At 69.9% G+C, this 19,091-nt stretch carries 17 protein-coding genes; 8 read left to right on the forward strand and 9 right to left on the reverse strand.

Annotated elements, in window-relative coordinates; genetic code table 11:
- Positions 1–10: 10 nt before the first annotated feature.
- Together mltG and AC5DRG_RS06980 are read right to left on the reverse strand one after the other, a co-directional pair.
- Positions 11–850 (reverse strand): endolytic transglycosylase MltG, encoded by an 840-nt coding sequence (gene mltG, locus AC5DRG_RS06975; protein ID WP_491808869.1) that lies wholly within the window; start codon positions 848–850, stop codon positions 11–13.
- A gap of 43 nt (positions 851–893) precedes the next feature.
- Positions 894–2,702 carry an ABC transporter ATP-binding protein gene (locus tag AC5DRG_RS06980; RefSeq protein WP_491808870.1) on the reverse strand — a complete coding sequence of 603 codons (1,809 nt, stop codon included), beginning with the start codon at positions 2,700–2,702 and terminating at the stop codon, positions 894–896.
- A gap of 113 nt (positions 2,703–2,815) precedes the next feature.
- Here AC5DRG_RS06980 and AC5DRG_RS06985 point away from each other — a divergent pair, with 113 nt between their 5' ends.
- Positions 2,816–3,271, forward strand: coding sequence for a MarR family winged helix-turn-helix transcriptional regulator (locus tag AC5DRG_RS06985; RefSeq protein ID WP_491808871.1), 456 nt, complete (start codon positions 2,816–2,818; stop codon positions 3,269–3,271).
- 99 nt (positions 3,272–3,370) lie between these two features.
- Here the strand turns inward: AC5DRG_RS06985 and AC5DRG_RS06990 are convergent, their stop codons facing one another.
- A complete protein-coding gene (locus tag AC5DRG_RS06990) occupies positions 3,371–4,783 on the reverse strand; it encodes a cation:dicarboxylate symporter family transporter (RefSeq protein ID WP_491808872.1) in 1,413 nt (470 codons plus the stop codon).
- 172 nt (positions 4,784–4,955) lie between these two features.
- On the reverse strand, positions 4,956–6,563 hold the full coding sequence (locus tag AC5DRG_RS06995; protein WP_491808873.1) for a peptide-N4-asparagine amidase: 1,608 nt from the start codon (positions 6,561–6,563) through the stop codon (positions 4,956–4,958).
- A 263-nt stretch (positions 6,564–6,826) separates the two neighbouring features.
- On the opposite strand from AC5DRG_RS06995, the gene AC5DRG_RS07000 reads away from it, so the two are divergent.
- From AC5DRG_RS07000 to AC5DRG_RS07015, 4 genes are all read left to right on the forward strand, one after another.
- On the forward strand, positions 6,827–8,665 hold the full coding sequence (locus tag AC5DRG_RS07000) for an ABC transporter transmembrane domain-containing protein (RefSeq protein ID WP_491808874.1): 1,839 nt from the start codon (positions 6,827–6,829) through the stop codon (positions 8,663–8,665).
- On the forward strand, positions 8,662–10,443 hold the full coding sequence (locus AC5DRG_RS07005; RefSeq protein WP_491808875.1) for an ABC transporter ATP-binding protein: 1,782 nt from the start codon (positions 8,662–8,664) through the stop codon (positions 10,441–10,443). Before AC5DRG_RS07000 ends, AC5DRG_RS07005 begins: the two co-directional genes overlap by 4 nt.
- Positions 10,444–10,713: 270 nt before the next feature.
- Entirely contained in the window at positions 10,714–11,184 is a 471-nt protein-coding gene (locus tag AC5DRG_RS07010; RefSeq protein WP_491808876.1) for a DUF5709 domain-containing protein, read from the forward strand.
- A gap of 60 nt (positions 11,185–11,244) precedes the next feature.
- A complete protein-coding gene (locus tag AC5DRG_RS07015) occupies positions 11,245–11,514 on the forward strand; it encodes a type B 50S ribosomal protein L31 (protein WP_491808877.1) in 270 nt (89 codons plus the stop codon).
- A gap of 38 nt (positions 11,515–11,552) precedes the next feature.
- Here the strand turns inward: AC5DRG_RS07015 and AC5DRG_RS07020 are convergent, their stop codons facing one another.
- On the reverse strand, positions 11,553–12,347 hold the full coding sequence (locus AC5DRG_RS07020) for a metal-dependent hydrolase (protein WP_491808878.1): 795 nt from the start codon (positions 12,345–12,347) through the stop codon (positions 11,553–11,555).
- 145 nt (positions 12,348–12,492) lie between these two features.
- Here AC5DRG_RS07020 and AC5DRG_RS07025 point away from each other — a divergent pair, with 145 nt between their 5' ends.
- Positions 12,493–15,006 (forward strand): DEAD/DEAH box helicase, encoded by a 2,514-nt coding sequence (locus tag AC5DRG_RS07025; protein WP_491808879.1) that lies wholly within the window; start codon positions 12,493–12,495, stop codon positions 15,004–15,006.
- Between the two features lie 19 nt (positions 15,007–15,025).
- Positions 15,026–15,892, forward strand: a complete 867-nt coding sequence (locus AC5DRG_RS07030; RefSeq protein WP_491808881.1) for an acyl-CoA thioesterase — start codon at positions 15,026–15,028, stop codon at positions 15,890–15,892.
- 1 nt (position 15,893) lies between these two features.
- Here AC5DRG_RS07030 and AC5DRG_RS07035 read toward each other — a convergent pair whose 3' ends face one another.
- Positions 15,894–16,784, reverse strand: coding sequence for a DUF6397 family protein (locus AC5DRG_RS07035; protein ID WP_491808882.1), 891 nt, complete (start codon positions 16,782–16,784; stop codon positions 15,894–15,896).
- A 126-nt stretch (positions 16,785–16,910) separates the two neighbouring features.
- Complete coding sequence (locus tag AC5DRG_RS07040) at positions 16,911–17,324, reverse strand: roadblock/LC7 domain-containing protein (RefSeq protein WP_491808884.1); 414 nt, start codon at positions 17,322–17,324, stop codon at positions 16,911–16,913.
- A 92-nt stretch (positions 17,325–17,416) separates the two neighbouring features.
- On the opposite strand from AC5DRG_RS07040, the gene AC5DRG_RS07045 reads away from it, so the two are divergent.
- Positions 17,417–17,845 carry a PPOX class F420-dependent oxidoreductase gene (locus tag AC5DRG_RS07045; protein WP_491808886.1) on the forward strand — a complete coding sequence of 143 codons (429 nt, stop codon included), beginning with the start codon at positions 17,417–17,419 and terminating at the stop codon, positions 17,843–17,845.
- Positions 17,846–17,855: 10 nt separating this feature from the next.
- Here AC5DRG_RS07045 and AC5DRG_RS07050 read toward each other — a convergent pair whose 3' ends face one another.
- Entirely contained in the window at positions 17,856–18,464 is a 609-nt protein-coding gene (locus tag AC5DRG_RS07050) for a GTP-binding protein (RefSeq protein WP_491808888.1), read from the reverse strand.
- Positions 18,465–18,656: 192 nt separating this feature from the next.
- Complete coding sequence (locus AC5DRG_RS07055) at positions 18,657–19,070, reverse strand: DUF742 domain-containing protein (protein ID WP_491808889.1); 414 nt, start codon at positions 19,068–19,070, stop codon at positions 18,657–18,659.
- Between the last annotated feature and the right edge of the window lie 21 nt (positions 19,071–19,091).

Here is a 19,091-nt window from a genome sequence, read left to right on the forward strand (position 1 = left end):
CCCGTCGGGGTTACTTCGCCGACTGCGCGCTCTTCTGCTGGGCGTTGAACTCGGCGACGTTCCGCAGGTGCGCCTGGTAGTCGGCCGTGAAGCGCGTGTCGCCCGGCTTGACCGTGACGAAGTACAGCCAGTCGCCCGGGGTGGGGCTGATGGCGGCGCGCATCGCCTCCTCGCCGGGGTTGTCGATCGGCGTCGGCGGAAGTCCCATGCGCTGGTAGGAGTTGTAGGGGCTCTCGATCCGAGTGTCGTCCGGCGTCGTCTTCAGCGTGGTGCGGTTGAGCGCATAGTTGATGGTGGAGTCCATCTGGAGCGGCATGCCGCGCTCCAGCCGGTTGAAGATGACCCGGGCCACCTTGCCCATGTCGGCCTTGGTGGCCGCCTCGGCCTGGATGATGCTCGCGATGGTGACCGCCTGGTACACGTTCATCGCGTTGCGCTGGGCGCCGGCCGCGATCGGGGCGCCGTTGAACTTCTGGTTCGCGGTGTCGACCATGAAGGACAGCAGCGACTCAGGGGTCGGCTTCTTGTCGAGCGGATAGGTCGCCGGGAAGAGATAGCCCTCGGGGTTGCCCTCGGCGTCGTTCGGCAGTTTCAGGCCGGCTTTGGCGATCGACTTCTTGGTGGTCCCGACCGGCAGGGTGAGGGCCTTGTCCACGGCTTCGTAGACCTGGCCGGCGCGCCAGCCCTCGGGGATGACCAGGGAGGTGGGCTTGGTCTCCCCCTCGCTCTCCAGGCTCAGCAGCGGCACCGCCACGGCGGTGCCGGCCACGACGGCCCCGGTCGCGATGAGGACGAGACGGCCCCGGCGCGTCAGTCGAATCGTGCTCCGTGGCGGAGTGTTCATCTGCATGCGGGCACGGTAACCCGCAAACACTCACAAACCCGGCATATCGTCATCTTGTCGGTTCCAGTTGGGCGTCCCTCTGGACCAGCGCCGCATACCTCCCGTCCTGCTCCAACAGCTCCTCGTGCGTACCGCGTTCGACAGCGCGCCCGGAGTCGAGGACCACGATCTGGTCCGCACTCCGAATGGTGGACAGCCGGTGCGCGATAGTGAGCGTGGTCCGGTTGGCAGACAGCGCGTCGATGGCCTCCTGGACGGCGTGTTCGGTGCGGGTGTCCAGGGCGCTGGTCGCCTCGTCGAGGATCAGGACCGGCGGGTCGCGCAGGATCGTACGCGCGATGGCCAGGCGCTGTTTCTCGCCGCCTGAGAAGCGGTGGCCGCGCTCGCCGACGACCGTGTCGTACCCGTCGGGCAGCGACGAGATGTGTTCGTGGATCTGGGCCGCCTTCGCCGCCGCGTGCAGTTCCTCGTCGGTGGCGTCCGGCTTGGCGAAGCGCAGGTTGTCGGCGACCGAGGCGTGGAAGAGGTACGTCTCCTGGGAGACGACGCCGACCGCGCGGGCGAGCGTGTCGAAGTCCAGGTCGCGCACATCGACCCCGTCGAGGGTGACGCGGCCGCCCGTCACGTCGTAGAGCCGGGGCACCAGATAGCCCAGCGTGGACTTTCCGGCGCCGGTCGGGCCGACGATCGCCAGGCTGTTGCCGGCCGGGACGGTGACGTCGATGCCGTCGAGGATGGGACGGTGCTTGTCGTCGCTGTCGTACCGGAACTCGACGTCCTCGAAGCGGACCTCGCCCTTGATCTGGTCGAGGTGGACCGGGTTCTCGCGCTCGGTGATGTCGATGGGCAGGTCGAGGTACTCGAAGATGCGCTGGAAGAGCGCGAGCGAGCTCTGGATCTGGACGCCGGTGCCGAGCAGGCTGACGGTGGGCCGGAACAGGCCCTGCTGGAGCGAGACGAAGGCGACGAGCGTGCCGATCGAGATGGCCGTGCCGCTCATGTTCAGCGCTATGCCGGCGCTCCAGTAAATGACGGCTGGCATCGCGGCCATGACGATCGTGATGACGGCCATGCGCCAGCGGCCGGCCATGTTCGACCTGACCTCCAGGTCGACCAAGCCCTCGGACTCGTCCGCGAAGGACCGCGTGAGCGAGTCGGAGCGGCCCATCGTGCGGCCGAGCAGGATGCCGCTGACCGAGAGCGACTCGGTGACGGTCGCGGCCATCGCGGCCATCTGCTTCTGGCGCTGGGTGGTGATCTTCTTGCGTTCGTTGCCGACCCGGCGGCTGATCCACACGAACACCGGCAGCAGGAGCAGCGACACGGCGGTCAGGCGCCAGTCGAGGGCGACCATCGCGACGATAGTGGCGACCACGCTGGTGAGGTTCGAGACCAGGGAGGTGGCGGTTGAGGTGACGGTGGCCTGCATACCGCCGATGTCGTTGGCGATACGGGACTGGACCTCGCCGGTACGCGTGCGCGTGAAGAACGCGAGCGACATCCGCTGGAGGCGGCCGTAGACGGCGGTGCGCAGGTCGTGCATGACGCGCTGGCCGACCGTCGTGGAGATGAGGGTCTGCAGGACGCCGAAGATGCTGGTGAGGACCGCGCTGAGGATCATGCCGAGCGCGAGCAGGCTCAGCAGGCCCGTGCGCTGCTGCGGGATCGCGGTGTCGAGGGTCGCCTTCAGCAGGAAGGGCGTGGCGACCGAGACGAGGGAGGCGGCGCCGACGAGCAGGCCGACGACGGCGAGGCGGCCGCGATAGGGACGGAAGAGTCTGAGGATGCGCCGCACCTGCCGAGGCTGTTCCTGCGCGTCGGCGGACGGCGTCCATGCGGGCTGGCGGTCGGGTTTCATGGGCTCCTACGGGAGAAGAGTCGACCGTGTCTGTACGGGTCGACGATGACTGATGGAGCATAGCTCATTGTTACCTATACTCACAATGAACAAGGTCCTGTTATTGTTCCCGTATGACCACCCCCGATTCCGACGGCCTGCTCGCCGAGCAGTTGCTGCGGCTCACCCGCCGCGTGCACCGCATCCAGAAGCGCCATCTGGAGCAGCGCGCCGTGGGCGTCACACCGGCTCAGTCCCGGCTGTTGCGCACCCTCGCGCACTACGACTCGCCTCCACGCATGGCCGACCTCGCCGAGCGCCTAGAGGTGGTGCCCCGGGCCGTGACGACCCTGGTCGACGGCCTGGAGGCAAGCGGCAAGGTGCGCCGGGTCCCGGACCCGACCAACCGCAGGGTGATCCGTATCGAGCTCACGGAAGACGGACACAAGGCGCTGAGCGAGCTGCGGGGCGCGCGCAGGTCGGCGGCGGAGGAGATCCTCGCCCCGCTGACGAATCTGGAACGCGAGGTGCTCGGCGGCCTGCTGGACTCGCTGGTGGACGGCATGCCCGAGCAGGGGCGGAACTGCTGAGGCGGCCCGACCAGGCGGGCATGAGCATTGCGAAAGGCCGCGGCCGCCGCTCCGTATTGCTGGAGCGGCGGCCGCGGCCTTTCTGACCGGACGACGGGGTCAACTGACCTCGGAAGCAGGCTCCTTGGCCGACTGGGCGGGGACCTCGACCTCCGGGGTCTCGTCCGCGGCGTCCGTCCCCTCGGGGGCCTCCGGCTCCACCGGCTCTTCCGCTACGACCGCGATCTCGCCGTCGAGAACCCTCTTGGCCTTGTCGATGTCCAGGGCACCCTCCCAGCGGGAGACCGCGAAGACGGCGACGCAGTTGCCGAGCAGGTTGGTGACGACGCGCATCGAGTCCATGATGCGGTCGACGCCGAGCAGCAGGGCGACGGCGCCGGCCGGGATGGCGCCCAGCGAGGAGGCGGTCGCGGACAGGGCGAGGAAGGCCGAACCGGGGATGCCGGCCATGCCCTTGCTGGTGAGCATGAGCACCAGGACCACGGTGATCTGCTGGCCCAGGCTGAGATCCACGCCCACGGCCTGGGCGATGAACAGCGTGCCGATGGACAGGTAGAGCGAGGCGCCGTCCAGGTTGAAGGAGTACCCGGTGGGCAGCACCAGGCCCACGGCGTCGTCGCGGGCACCGGCCTTGCGCAGCTTCTGCATGACGCGCGGCATGACGGACTCGGTGGAGGCGGTGCCGAGCGCGAGGAGCATCTCCTCGCGGATGTAGCGCAGGAACTTCCAGAGGCTGAGCCCGGTGACCGTCTTGAGGGCGACGGCGAGCAGGGCGATGAAGAGCGCGGCGGCCGCGTAGCACAGGATGATCAGCTTGGCGTAGGTCTCGATCACGCCGAGCCCGTACTGGCCGATCAGGACGGCCATCGCGCCGAACACCGCGATCGGGGCCAGCCGCATGATGAAGCCGACGATCGCGAAGATGATCTCCTGAGCCTGCTCGATGGCCGGCAGGACCTTCGGCACCTTGGTGTGACCGAGGTGGAGCAGCGCTGCGCCCACCAGGCAGGCCAGGATCAGCACCTGGAGCAGGGAGTTCTCGGCGAAGGCACCGATGAAACTGGTGGGAATCGCGTTGACGATGAACTCGGTCGTCGAGGGCAGTGAGCCGCCGCCGGTCTTCGCGTCGACCGCCGAGGTGTCGAGCGTGGACGGGTCGACGTTCATCCCCGAGCCGGGCTGGACAACGTTGGCGGCGATCAGGCCGATGAGCAGGGCGGCCGTGGAGGCGACCTCGAACCAGATCAGGGCCTTGAGCCCGATCCGGCCGAACGCCTTCAGGTCACCGGCCTTCGCGATACCGACGACGACCACACAGAACACGAGCGGCGAGATGATCGTCTTGATGAGCCGGGTGAAACCGTCGCCGAGCGGCTGAAGGTCCGTGGCCACGTCGGGCCACAGCTTCCCGACGACGATTCCGAGCACCAGCGCGCAGGCGACCTGCGCGAAGAGAGAGGTACGCAATATGCGTGCGACGCGTCGCGGCAGGGCCGGTACGGACTGCGGCACGAGCACTCCTTGAGGGGGGACGTTGGTACACAGAGGCCCGAACGGTGACTTCTGCGATACGGAAAGCGGCTTCCGTGGCGATCACTCTGAAGCCGTTCTTGATCCCGTAGGAGACTTCCGTGTCACGGGCATGTAAATCCCGCCCCTGGTGACGCATCGCACACAACTCGCCTCAGCAGCCGTCGCGGTCCTCGGTGAGCACCCCCTGAACCGTGGTCAGGGAGCGGTCGTAGCAGCCGTCAGATCCGTGGAGCCGGTAACGCTCACTGGTCGTGCCGACCGCGTGCCGCTGGTCGCGCGGCACGCCCACGGTCCAGGTGGCGTCGCCGGTGTAGGTGTCGTCGAGCCGCGACCATGCGAGGCGCAGGCCGGCGCTCGACGCGACGACAGCGGCACGGTCACCGAGGGTCAGCACAGTGCGCAGCCGGTCGTCCGCGCCGAGCGTCGTCGTGCCCTCCATCGTGTACGTCCGGTGGGTGCGGGTCGTCCGGGCCGGTCCGCGTCCGTCGACGGTGACCGACTCGTCGTCCGTCCAGGTGGCGTCGAGCCCGTCGACGTTCTCGCCGTCGGTCCAGCGGTGGACCGAGGTGTTGGCCAGCGAGCGGCTGACGGTGGTCGTCACCCGGCCGTGCGAGGTGTCGACGTATCCGGAGACGGTCAGCCGGTGTCCGCCCTCGGTGTCCACGCGATGCTCCGAACCCGGCGTGTACGTCGACGAGTTGGCGAGCTCCCCCGCCTTGTGGACCGTCAGCTTCCCGGTGACGTGCGCGCTCTTCGCGTCCTGCCAGACGAGCACGTTCACGGGGGCGCTCCAGCCGCTCTGCCCCTCGGGCACGCCGACGACGGAGACCTCGACCTTGTGCGCGCGGCCGTCGTTGAGGATCCCGGCGAAGGGCGTCAGGTCGTATTCGATCGGCTTGACGTCGAAGGCGCGCGGGCCCGGGATGACGTACCAGAGGAAGGGGTTGGACCAGCCGCCGGTCCACACGTTCGGGAACGGCGCGGCGATTCCGGCGAGTTGGCCGTCGACGGTGACCTGGACCTCGCGGTACGGGCCGCCCTCCGCCTGGCAGGAGTACGGGGCCGAGTCGGGCACCGCCAGATACCAGAACTCCTCGCAGCCGCCGCCCGATCCGGTGGCGTACACCTCGGCGACGATGCGCTCGCTGTTGCGCGGGGTGGTGAGGGTCGTCCCGTCGGTTCCGTTGTCGAGGGTGAGCACGCGGTCGGGTGTCGTGGCCGGCTTGCCCGCGTAGAACGTCAGCGTGACCTTGACGTCGATGATGCCCGTGTAGGTGTCGTCGACGACGTTCCCGATGAGCATCTCGACGTCCTGGCCGCGGCGGAACGTGTCGCTGTAGCGCGTGACGTCCTTCTCCACGGACCACTCGATGCCGTCGGGCGAGGGCTCCGGCGTCGACGTACGGAAGATCTCCACCCCGCCGACATGCAGATAGCCGAGCCGGTCGTACTGCCGCCCCTTGACCTTGCCGTCGAGCCGCAGCACCACCTTGCTCCAGCGGTCACCGCAGCCGTCCGGCGGCGTGTACGTGCCCGTGTACGGCGTGAAGTCCCGGAACTGCGCCTCGGCGAGGGTGACTTGGCAGGACTTTCCGGCGGGCTTGCTGACGGGCGGGGCGGCGGTCACCGGGTCGTGCCAATCACTGCCGAACTCGGCCGGGACATCGGCGGACGCGGACTGGGCGGGGCTCGCCCCGAGGAGGGTGCCCGCCAGGAGGGTCGCTCCGGCGAGCATGGACATGATGATCCGTCTCTTCATGGCCGGTGTTCTACGGGGAGTTGGGCGTCGTCCGCAATGAGTACCCGGAGTCCGGCGAATGCGTGAGGCTCCCGTAGGGAGCTTCGACTACGCCTTCAGGCCCTCTCAGTCCCCTCGGGCACCGCCACTGCGCATCAGTCCGGTTCTGCGCGCTGCAACGGAAAACCGTTTGCCCCCGACCACTCTGTGACGCGAACCTTTCACGGTTTGTTGCCGCACTCCGCGGTTCCTTCCTTCCTCCCTGAGACGAGCCACTGGGCGTCATGCAGATTCAAGACCTTCCGTATCCCGACCCGGGTGTGCCGGACGCGCGCTCCGGTCCCCGGTTCCTGTGGTGGCTCGGGCGGAATCAGCTGGGCGGACAGCTCAAGGCGCTGGCCTGGGGACTGCTGCACTTCGTGTCCGTCTCCGCCCTGCCGTTCTGTGTCGGCCTCGCCGTCCAGGCCGTCGTCGACCGCTCGGGCACGCGGCTCGCCCTGACCGGCGGGCTCATGGCGCTGTGCGGCGCGGGCATCGCGGTGGGCGACACCTTCCTTCACCGGGCCGCCGTCACCAACTGGATCACCGCGGCCGCCCGGGTGCAGCAGCTGCTGGCCCGCAAGGCCGCCCAGCTGGGCTCCGCGCTGACCCGGCGGGTCGCGGCCGGCGAGGTCGTGGCCGTGTCCACGGGCGACGTCGAGAAGATCGGCTGGTTCGTGGAGGCCCTGTCACGGTTCCTGGCGGCCGCGCTGACCGTCGTCATCGTGTGTGTCGGCCTGGTCGTGTACCAGCCCGCGCTCGGCGTCGTCGTCGCCGTGGGTGTGCCGTTGCTGGCGCTCGCGGTGCTGCCGCTGCTGCCCCGGGCGACGCGGCGCGCCGACTTCCAGCGCGAGAAGGCGGGCCGGGCCACCGAACTGGCCTCGGACACCGTCGCGGGCCTGCGGGTGCTGCGCGGCATCGGCGGCGAGGAACTGTTCCTCGACCGCTACCGCCGTGCCTCCCAGGACGTGCGCCACGCCGCCGTACGCAGTGCTCGCATGTGGTCCCTGATCGCCGCGATCCAGGTGCTGTTGCCGGGTCTGCTGCTGATCGCGGTCGTCTGGCACGGCGTACACCTGGCCCGCGAGGGCGGGGTCACCGTCGGCGAACTGGTCACCGTCTACAGCGCGGTCATGATCCTCACCTATCCGCTGCGGCACTTCGAGGAGATCGCCATGGCGTACTCCTTCTCCCGGCCGTCCGCCAGACGCGCGGCGCGCGTGCTGGCTCTGGAGCGGCCGACGGACACCGAGGGGGCTCGCGCTGCGGCCGTGCCGTCCGGGGATCTGTACGACCCCGCGACGGGTCTGCTCGCGCCCGCCGGCCGGTTCACCGCCGTGGTGTGCGGCGACCCGGACGCGGCGGGGCGGCTGGCCGAGCGGCTTGGCGGACATCCCTCCGAGGAGGGCCTCTCGGTGCTCCTGGACGGTGTGCCGCTCGACGAGCTACCGCTGGACTCCGCGCGCACGGCCGTCCTCGTCCAGGACAAGGACCCGGTGCTGCTGTCGGGTTCGCTGCGCGAACTCCTTGACGTGCCCGCGTCCGGTGACGTCAGCGCCGAGGAGGCGCTGGCGGCCGCGCAGTGCGGGGACGTCCTGGAGGCGCTCGTCCAGGGCTCGGTCGACGCCGAGGACCCGATGGACGCCCGCATCACCGAACGCGGACGCTCCCTGTCGGGCGGCCAGCGCCAGCGTCTCGCGCTGGCCCGGTCGCTGATCACCGACCCGGAGGTGCTCGTCCTGGACGAACCGACCTCCGCCGTCGACTCGCACACGGAGGCACGGATCGCCGACGGCATCCGCGATCTGCGCTCGGGACGCACGACGGTGGTCTTCACCTCCTCGCCGCTGCTGCTGGACCACGCGGACCGGGTCGTGCTGGTCCACGAGGGCGAGGTCGCGGCGGTCGGTGTGCACCGCGAGCTGGTGCACACCGACCCCCGGTACCGGGCCGTGGTCACCCGCGAGACCGACGAAGAGGCCGCCATGAAGGGCGCGTTCGAGGAACGGGACGGCGAACGGGCCGCGCTCGGCGACGTGCTGGACGAACTGGAAGAACTGGAAGAGATCGAGGAGACGGCATGATCGGCCTGGCGCCACCGGCCTACGACCCGGCGGCCCCGACGACGGCGAACACGCTGCCCGTCGGCGCCCCCGAGACCGTACGCGCCTACGTGGCCGAACTGTTCCGCCGGCACCGCCGTGCCTTCACCCTGCTGGTCACGGTCAACACGGTCGCCGTACTCGCCTCGATGACGGGCCCGTACCTTCTGGGCGGCCTCGTGGAGCGGGTGTCGGACAACGCCCGTGAGCTCCATCTGGGGCTCGTCGTCACGCTGTTCGTAATCGCGCTGGTCGTCCAGGCCGTGTTCGTGCGGGAGGTGCGGCTGCGGGGCGCGATGCTCGGCGAGCGGATGCTGGCCGACCTTCGCGAGGACTTCCTCGTGCGCTCGGTCGGTCTGCCCCCGGGTGTGCTGGAGCGCGCGGGGACGGGCGACCTGCTGTCCCGGATCACGACGGACATCGACCGGCTCGCCAACGCGATGCGCGAGGCCGTGCCGCAGCTGGCGATCGGCGTGGTGTGGGCGGCACTGCTGCTCGGCGGGCTGGTGATCACGGCGCCGCCGCTCGCGGCCGCCGTGCTGATCGCCCTGCCGGTCCTGGTGATCGGCTGCCGCTGGTACTTCAAGCGGGCTCCGGCCGCCTACCGGTCGGAGGCCGCCGGTTACGCCGCCGTGGCCGCCGCCCTCGCCGAGACCGTGGATGCCGGACGCACCGTCGAGGCCCACCGCCTCGGCGGACGGCGCATCGAGCTGTCGGAGCGCCGGGTCCAGGAGTGGACGGCCTGGGAGCGCTACACACTCTGGCTGCGGTCGGTGCTCTTCCCGGTCGTCAGCGCCACCCATGTGACGGTGATCGGCTCGGTCCTGATGGTCGGCGGAGTCTTCGTCCTCCACGGCTGGATCGATGTCGGCCAGCTGACGACGGGCGCGCTCATCGCGCAGATGCTCGTGGACCCGGTCGGGCTGATCCTGCGCTGGTACGACGAGCTCCAGGTCGCGCAGGTGTCGCTGGCCCGCCTGGTCGGGGTCCGGGACATCGAGCCTGCGGCCGGTGACGACTCGCTGGCGCCCGACGGACGGGACGTGCACGCGGACCGGGTGCACTTCGGCTACCGCGAGGGCGTGGACGTGCTGCGCGAGGTCTCCCTGGAGGTCGCGCCCGGCACCAGGCTGGCCCTGGTGGGCCCCTCGGGTGCGGGCAAGTCCACGCTGGGCAGGCTGCTCGCCGGTATCTACGCGCCCCGGGCCGGCCTGATCACCCTGGGCGGCGCCGAACTGTCCCGGATGCCCGCCGAGGCCGTCCGCTCCCATGTGGCCCTGGTCAACCAGGAGCACCATGTGTTCGTCGGCTCCCTGCGCGACAACCTGCTGCTCGCCCGGGCCGACGCCGACGACGCCGAGCTGTGGGCGGCCATGGGCGCGGTCGACGCGGACGGGTGGGCGCGTGCTCTGGACGAGGGCCTGGACACCGAGGTCGGCTCCGGCGGGCTGGCGCTCACCCCGGCCCAGGCCCAGCAGATCGCGCTCGCCCGTCTGGTGCTGGCCGACCCGCACACGCTGGTCCTGGACGAGGCGACCTCGCTGCTCGACCCGCGCGCGGCCCGGCACCTCGAGCGGTCCCTGGCCCGGGTCCTCGACGGCCGCACCGTCGTCGCGATCGCCCACCGGCTGCACACCGCCCACGACGCCGACGTCATCGCCGTCGTCGAGAACGGCCGCATCAGCGAGCTGGGCAGTCATGACGAGCTGGTCACGGCCGACGGTGCCTACGCGGCGCTGTGGAGGTCGTGGCACGGGTGACCTCCGGGGGTTCGGGCACGTGCCCGGGCCCCCGTCCCTGGCCGGAGTGGCCCACCCCCACAGCGGTGGTGGCACGGGTCCCCACCCGTCCGTGCCCCGTGCCGTTGCGCGGTCCCGAAGGGGGGTGGAAGGCTGGAGAGCGGCACCGGCATCGGGGAGCGGTCCTCGGGAACCACGCGGTTCGCGAGAAGTGCGGCCGGTGTCCCGTGGACCGGGTGTCCGCCGCGGATCGCGGTGGGGCCAGGACCGTCCCACCACCTGGAGGTACCCGTGGACAGCGCCGACGGATGGGGAGACGACGTCTACCAGCCCGACGGATCCGAGGTTCAGGACGACGCGGGCCTGCTCGACTCCGAGGACACCCTCGACGCCGACGGTGTCGGCGATCCACTGGACCGCGGCTGGTCCCCGCCGGAACGACCATGGGCCGTGGAGCACAGCGGTGTGACCGCCGCCGAGCGCAGCCGGGGCGAGACCCTGGACCAGCGCCTCGCCGAGGAGCTTCCCGACCTGCCGGTACCGGACGGGGACGACATCGGCGACTGCCAGGGCACCGACGGCGAGGTTCTGGACAACGAAGTGGGCGCCGCCCGCTCCGGCCGTCTGGTGGCGCCCGACGAAGGGGCGCATTCCGACGAGGAGAGCGCGCTGATCGCCACCGACGTGGGCATCGACGGTGCGGCCGCCTCCGCGGAGGAGGCGGCGATGCACATCGTCGACGAGGACTCCCTGTCCGGCTGACCTCACCCTCCCAACTCCGTCATCCCCGCCACCGCCGCGAGCGCCGCCCGAGGAGCAGCCATGCAGCAGGACAAGCAGCCCGACTACCACCCCGTCGTCTTCCGCGACCGGGCCGCCGGATACGCCTTCCTGACCCGGTCCACCGCGACCAGCGAACAGACCATCCAGTGGGACGACGGCGAGACGTACCCGGTCGTCGACGTGGAGATCTCCTCGGAGAGCCACCCCTTCTACACCGGCAAGGCCCGGACGGTGGACTCGGAGGGGCGCGTCGCCGCCTTCGAGCGACGGTACGGCGGCGGGGCGGGGTCGGCCCCCGGCGGGGCGTGAGCGTCCGCGAGGGCCTGCTGCCGGGCTGAGCCCGTCCCTCAGATGAAGTTGAGCGCGGCCGCGCAGCCCACCCCGCCGAGCAGCATGAACACCGGCATCAGCACCTTGAGCTCGACCCAGCTGCCCGCCCGGAACCGCATGACCTTCGGCGGGCCGATCGGGTACCAGCGCTTGCGTCCCAGCGGTATCGGCCACAGGACCGGGCAGCCGGAGACCGTGAGCGCGTCCCCGAGGTCGTGCACCAGGGCGCCGAGGACGATCGGCAGCCCAAGCCACAGGTACTCCTGGCCCGGCTGCGTGAACAGCCAGTCCGCGCCGTTGCCCGGCTGGTCCAGGATCCCGGCGAGGATCCACGCGCTGGTCGCGGCCAGCAGCCAGACCAGGATGTCGCTGCTGGAACCGCGGGCCGCCCGCCACAGCAGGCCCTCGATGGCCAGCACCATGTGCACGAAGAGGATCGCCAGCACGGCCCAGCGGCCGCCCATGATCGCGAGGGCAGCGGTGCCCGCCCCGATCATGACCGCCCACAGCCAGGTGTGGGTGAGTGTGCGGTGCCCGCCGGAGCGGCGCGGGTCGCCCTGCTTCTTCGTCGCCTTGTAGACGGCATAGGAGAGCTTGTCGACGATCTCGCACAGGCCCCGGGAGAGCGGTCCGAAGGCCCGCGAGATGGTCGCCGCCTTGTGGTCGAGGTCCGGGGCGAGCGCGGCGCCCGCGCAGATGAGGGCGCCGACCAGGAGAACCGGCCAGGGCATCGTGTGCCCCGTCGCGGCGGCCGCGGCTCCGACGCCGAGCCAGGCCGCCGCTCCCGACAGTGAGTGTGCTGGTCCCATCATGACCGTTATCCGCCCCATTCCTCGTATGCCGTCGGCCAGTTGCCCGTGTGCCCTGACGCCTCGTCGGCGACACAGCGTAGCGTTCGTGATCTTTGGCGAAGCATCCGATTCCCCCATCGACGAGGACGGCAGGCAAGATGGGTGCGTGACCCTCATCGACCAGTTGCCCCCGACCGCAGATCCTGACGCTCTCTACGAAGCCTTCGAGTCGTGGGCGCAGGAGCGCGGTCTCACGCTCTACCCCCATCAGGAGGAGGCGCTGATCGAGGTGGTCTCCGGTGCGAACGTGATCGTGTCGACGCCTACGGGCTCCGGCAAGAGCATGATCGCGGCGGGTGCGCACTTCGCGGCTCTGGCCCGGGACGAGGTCACCTTCTACACCGCGCCCATCAAGGCGCTCGTCTCGGAGAAGTTCTTCGAGCTGTGCAAGATGTTCGGCACCGAGAACGTCGGCATGCTCACCGGCGACGCCTCGGTCAACGCCGACGCCCCCGTCATCTGCTGCACCGCCGAGGTCCTCGCGTCCATCGCGCTGCGCGACGGCAAGCACGCCGACGTCGGCCAGGTCGTGATGGACGAGTTCCACTTCTACGCGGAGGCCGACCGCGGCTGGGCCTGGCAGATCCCGATCCTCGAACTGCCGCAGGCGCAGTTCATCCTGATGTCGGCCACGCTCGGCGACGTCGCGATGTTCGAGAAGGACCTCACCCGGCGCACCGGCCGCCCGACATCGGTGGTCCGCTCGGCGACCCGACCCGTGCCCCTCTCCTACGAGTACAAGCTGACGCCGCTCACGGAGACGCTGACCGAGCTGCTGGAGACGAAGCAGGCGCCCGTCTACATCGTGCACTTCACTCAGGCGCAGGCCGTGGAGCGGGCGCAGGCGCTGATGAGCATCAACATGTGTTCGCGCGAGGAGAAGGACCAGATCGCCGATCTGATCGGCAACTTCCGCTTCACCACCAAGTTCGGCCAGAACCTCTCCCGTTACGTGCGGCACGGCATCGGTGTGCATCACGCCGGCATGCTGCCCAAGTACCGGCGGCTGGTGGAGAAGCTCGCGCAGGCCGGCCTGCTGAAGGTCATCTGCGGCACGGACACGCTCGGCGTCGGCGTCAACGTCCCCATCCGGACCGTGCTGTTCACGGCGCTCACCAAGTACGACGGCAACCGCGTCCGCACCCTGCGCGCCCGGGAGTTCCACCAGATCGCGGGCCGTGCCGGGCGGGCCGGCTTCGACACGGCGGGCTTCGTCGTCGCGCAGGCGCCGGAGCACGTCATCGACAACGAGAAGGCGCTCGCCAAGGCCGGCGACGACCCGAAGAAGCGCCGCAAGGTGGTCCGCAAGAAGGCGCCCGAGGGCTTCGTCGGGTGGACGGACAGCACCTTCGAGAGGCTCATCGCCTCCGAGCCGGAGCCGCTGACGTCCCGCTTCCGGGTGACGCACACGATGCTGCTGTCCGTGATCGCGCGGCCGGGGAACGCCTTCGACGCGATGCGGCATCTCCTGGAGGACAACCACGAGCCCCGCAAACAGCAGCTGCGGCACATCCGGCGGGCCATCGCCATCTACCGCTCGCTGCTGGACGGCGGCATCGTCGAGAAGCTCGACACACCGGACGCCGAGGGCCGCATCGTGCGCCTCACGGTCGACCTCCAGCAGGACTTCGCGCTGAACCAGCCGCTGTCCACGTTCGCCCTGGCCGCGTTCGAGCTGCTGGACCCGGAGTCGCCCTCCTACGCCCTGGACATGGTGTCCGTCGTGGAGTCCACGCTGGACGACCCGCGGCAGATCCTCGCCGCCCAGCAGAACAAGGCGCGCGGTGAGGCCGTGGCCCTGATGAAGGCAGACGGCGTCGAGTACGAGGAGCGCATGGAGCGCCTCCAGGACGTCTCGTACCCCAAGCCGCTGGAAGAGCTCCTCTTCCACGCGTACAACACCTACCGCAAGAGCCACCCCTGGGTCGGCGACCATCCGCTGTCGCCGAAGTCCGTCATCCGCGACATGTACGAACGGGCCATGTCCTTCACGGAGTTGGTCTCGCACTACGAGCTGGCCCGTACCGAGGGCATCGTGCTGCGCTACCTGGCCGGCGCCTACAAGGCCCTCGACCACACCGTCCCCGACGACCTGAAGTCGGAGGACCTCGAAGACCTCATCGCCTGGCTCGGCGAGATGGTGCGCCAGGTCGACTCCAGCCTGCTGGACGAGTGGGAGCAGCTCGCCAACCCGGAGGTGATGACCGCCGAGGAGGCCCAGGAGAAGGCCGACCAGGTCAAGCCGGTCACCTCGAACGCGCGCGCCTTCCGGGTCCTCGTCCGCAACGCCATGTTCCGTCGAGTCGAGCTCGCCGCGCTCGACCACGTCGAGGAACTCGGCGAGCTGGACGGCGAGTCCGGCTGGGACGCGGACGCCTGGGGCGAGGCGATGGACAAGTACTGGGACGAGTACGAGGACCTCGGCACCGGCCCGGACGCCCGCGGCCCCAAGCTGCTCATGATCGAGGAGGAGCCGGAGAACGGCCTGTGGCGCGTCCGTCAGGCCTTCGCCGACCCGAACGGCGACCATGACTGGGGCATCAGCGCGGAGATCGACCTCGCGGCCTCCGACGCGGAGGGCCGTGCCATCGTCCGCGTCACCGACGTAGGCCAGCTGTGAGCACAGGAGAATCGCACCCATGACGAATCCGGCCGAGAGGCTCGTCGACCTGCTCGACCTGGAGCAGATCGAGGTCAACATCTTCCGTGGCCGCAGCCCCGACGAGTCCCTGCAGCGGGTCTTCGGCGGCCAGGTGGCCGGCCAGGCACTGGTCGCGGCGGGGCGCACCACGGACGGCGACCGCCCCGTGCACTCACTGCACGCGTACTTCCTGCGCCCGGGCCGGCCGGGCGTGCCGATCGTGTACCAGGTCGAGCGGGTGCGGGACGGGCGATCGTTCACCACGCGCCGGGTCACCGCCGTGCAGCAGGGCCGCACGATCTTCAATCTCACCGCCTCCTTTCACAAGCCTGAGGAAGGTCCCTTCGAGCACCAGCTGCCGCCGTCTCGCGAGGTCCCGGACCCCGAGTCCCTGCCGACGGTGTCGGAGGAGGTCCGGGTCCATCTGGGCGCGCTGCCGGAGCAGTTGGAACGGATGGCACGCCGTCAGCCCTTCGACATCCGGTACGCGGACGGGCTGCGCTGGAGTGCCGAGGAGATCAAGGACGCCGAGCCGCGCAGCGCCGTGTGGATGCGCGCGGTCGGTCCGCTGGGTGACGATCCGCTCGTGCACACCTGCGCGCTGACCTACGCCAGCGACATGACCCTCCTGGACGCCGTCCGGATCCCCGTCGAACCTCTGTGGGGACCGCGGAACTTCGACATGGCGTCGCTGGACCACGCCATGTGGTTCCACCGGCCGTTCCGCGCGGACGAGTGGTTCCTGTACGACCAGGAATCGCCGATCGCCACGGGCGGCCGCGGTCTGGCGCGCGGGCGCATCTACGACCTGGAGGGACGTCTCCTCGTGTCCGTCGTCCAGGAGGGTCTGTTCCGGGCGCTGTAGGTCACGCCCCTGAGCGGCGCAACCAGCCCAGCAGGCCTCGTGATCGCCCGGGCTCCGCGGTCAGGGGCGGGGCGTCGTCCGGAACTGTCACGGGTTCGGGCTCCCTCGCCTTCGGTCGTGGTGCCGGGCGGTACCGGCGGGCCTCTTCCAGCGCCTGTGTCAGGTCCGCCCGCAGCCAGCTGATCTCGTCCGGGTCGTCCGCCGTCATGATCCTCTCGGCGAGGTGCGCCGCGGGTGAACCGGGTGCGCCGTGGGCGGGCGGCCCGGGCCGGAACCGGTTCAGATGGGCCCGCTCATAGGGGTCCTTCACGAGCTCCGCGATCTGGACGAGGTCGAGCAGCGCGGCCAGGGCACCGGCGCGCTCCCAGGGCGTGTCGACCTGTCGCAGCAGGAAGCCCAGATGCCGTCCCCGCCAGTTGCGGGGCCGCAGATCGAGGCCCGCCTGCAGTTGGTCGCGCAGCCCCTCGGGCGTCCGTCCGCTCATGAGCGGGGTGTTGTCCTCGCCGGCGGCGAACTGCCGCAGTTCGTCGGCGAGATACAGCCAGACCACGGCCCGGTAGCGGTTGAGGTAGAACCTGACCGGGACCACGACGCCCAGTCGGGCGAGGCGCGTGAACCTGGACGGCGGGATCTCCATGAGGGCAGCGCCCTCTGTGGTGCCCACGGCCCGGACGCTGTCAAGGAGCGTTTCCGGGAAGCCCTTCTCCGAGCGCAGCCGCTCGATCTCGTCCTGGGCGACGCGCCGGCCTCCGCCTCCTTCGTCCGGCACCGTCCGGATGCGTCCGAGGTGCACGGCGAGGTCGAACTCGCTTCGTTTGAGGCCCAGTTCCCGGGCGGCTCGGCTCGGCGCGTGGGAAGGGTGGTGCGGTTTGGTGATGGTGTCGCCGGACATGGTCGATCTCCCCCGTGGAGTCAGCGGCTCGCGCCGTGTGCGCTCGCCGTGAAAAAACCGTAGCCGGTTCGGCGAATCTTGGTGAGGGCCTGTGGATAACTCCACGGGGGATGACGAACTCGCAGGTCAGAGCTCTGCTGAGGGGGCTCGCTCGGGCTGTCGGGCGTCCACGGCGAGGTGCTCGCCGACGCGATTGACGAGCAGTGTCATCTCGTAGGCGATCTGGCCGATGTCGGCCTCCGCGGCGCTGAGCACGCACAGACAGCTGCCGGTGCCCGCGGCCGTGACGAAGAGGACCGCGTCGTCGAACTCGACCATGGTCTGGCGCACTCTGCCCGCCCCGAAGTGGCGTCCCGAGCCCTTGGCCAGGCTGTGCAATCCGGAGGAGACGGCGGCGAGGTGCTCGGCGTCCTCGCGTCGAAGGCCCGTACTCGCTCCCGCCACCAGGCCGTCGTTCGACAGGACCAACGCGTGCCGTACGTGTTCCACGCGCTCGGTCAGATCGTCCAGCAGCCAGCCAAGTCCCTGGTTCTCCGCCATGTTTCGGCCTCCCCGTGTGCCGTCACCCCCTTGCCGGAGGATCTCTCGCCAGCCTTCCCCACCACCGGCCCCCGGGCAAGGAGGATGGGGGCATGGCACAGAAGATGACCGAGGACGAGTGGCGAGCGTTCGTCTCGTCCGGCACGAGAACCGCGAAGCTGTCGACCGTGCGGGCGGACGGGAGTCCGCACGTGACACCGATCTGGTTCCTGCTCGACGGGGACGACGTGGTGTTCAACACCGCGAAGGACAGCGTGAAAGGGCGCAATCTGGCCCGCGACGGGCGGGTCGCCCTCTGCGTGGACGACGACCGGCCACCGTACGACTTCGTGGTGCTCCAGGGACGCGCCAGCATCGCGGAGGACCTCGACGAACTCCGGCTTTGGGCCACCCGCATCGGGGCGCGGTACATGGGTGAGGAGCGTGCCGAGGAGTTCGGTGCCCGCAACGGCGTCCCCGGTGAACTCCTCGTCCGGGTGACGATCGAGAAGGTCCTGGCGCAGAAGGCCGTGGCGCACTGAGGTCGTCCGTTCAGCCGACGGAGTCGAGCAGCCGGGCGGTGTGCATCCGCCCGGCGTACTCGACGAGGCGGATCAGCACCTCCTTCCCCGAGTCGCGGTCACGGGCGTCACAGAGCACCACGGGCGTTCCCCGGTCGAGGTCGAGGGCGCGCGAGACCTCGTGGGCGCCGTATGTCCGGGCGCCCGAGAAGCAGTTGACGGCCACCACGAACGGGATGTGGCGGTGCTCGAAGTAGTCCACGGCGGGGAAGCAGTCCTCCAGCCGCCGGGTGTCCGCGAGGACCACGGCGCCGAGGGCTCCCTGCGACAGTTCGTCCCACAGGAACCAGAAGCGGTCCTGGCCGGGCGTGCCGAAGAGATAGAGAGACAGGCCGGACCTGATGGTGATGCGCCCGAAGTCCATGGCCACGGTCGTGGTGACCTTCTGGTCCACGCCGTCGGTGTCGTCCACCAACTGACCTGCCTCGCTGAGCAGTTCCTCGGTGCGCAGGGGCCTGATCTCACTGACCGCGCCCACCAGGGTGGTCTTGCCCACGCCGAATCCGCCGGCGACCAGTATCTTCAACGCCAGGGCGGTCATGTCGTCGCCACCCGTGGCGTCGGAGTGCTCGGAGACCATCGATCACTTCTCTCGGGAGTACCGGCAACAGTCGACGTATGAAGTCAGCATCATGACAACCGCGGCTCCCCTTCGAGGGATTGGACCGCTATTTGACCGATGTGACCGGCTCTCGCCCATTCGGTGCACGAAAAGGTGTTCAAGTCGGCACCGCACACGTCGGAGTCCTTCTGAGTGTTTGTGGCCCTTCATCTACAGCGCTCGCAGTCCCTCGATCACCTCGCGCAGAATCCGTTCGTCAGGTAGCTGCGCGGGCGGCACGGGACGGCTGACGGTGACACAGCCGAGCTCCAGCAGGTCACCGAGGAGCACTCGGACCACACCGACGGGCAGATCGGCGCCGGCACCGAGTTCGGCGACCGACTGCGTCTCCGTGCGGCACAGGTCGATGAGGGCCCGGTGTTCCGGCCCAAGCGCGGTGTCGTCGTCTACGCCGGGCGCGCCCGCGTCCAGGGTGACGAGAGCGATCAGGTCGAAGTGCACCCCGCTGGGGCCGGACTTGGTGCGGCCGCCTGTCATGGCGTACGGGCGGACGAGGGGCCCGGCCTCGTTGTCGTACCACTGGCTGCCCAGCTCCCGCTGGCCGGCCGTCGTGTCCTCGGTCATCTGCGCGGACCGCCCTCTCGG

The sequence above is a fragment of the Streptomyces sp. JLBG701 genome (genome assembly GCF_058544905.1).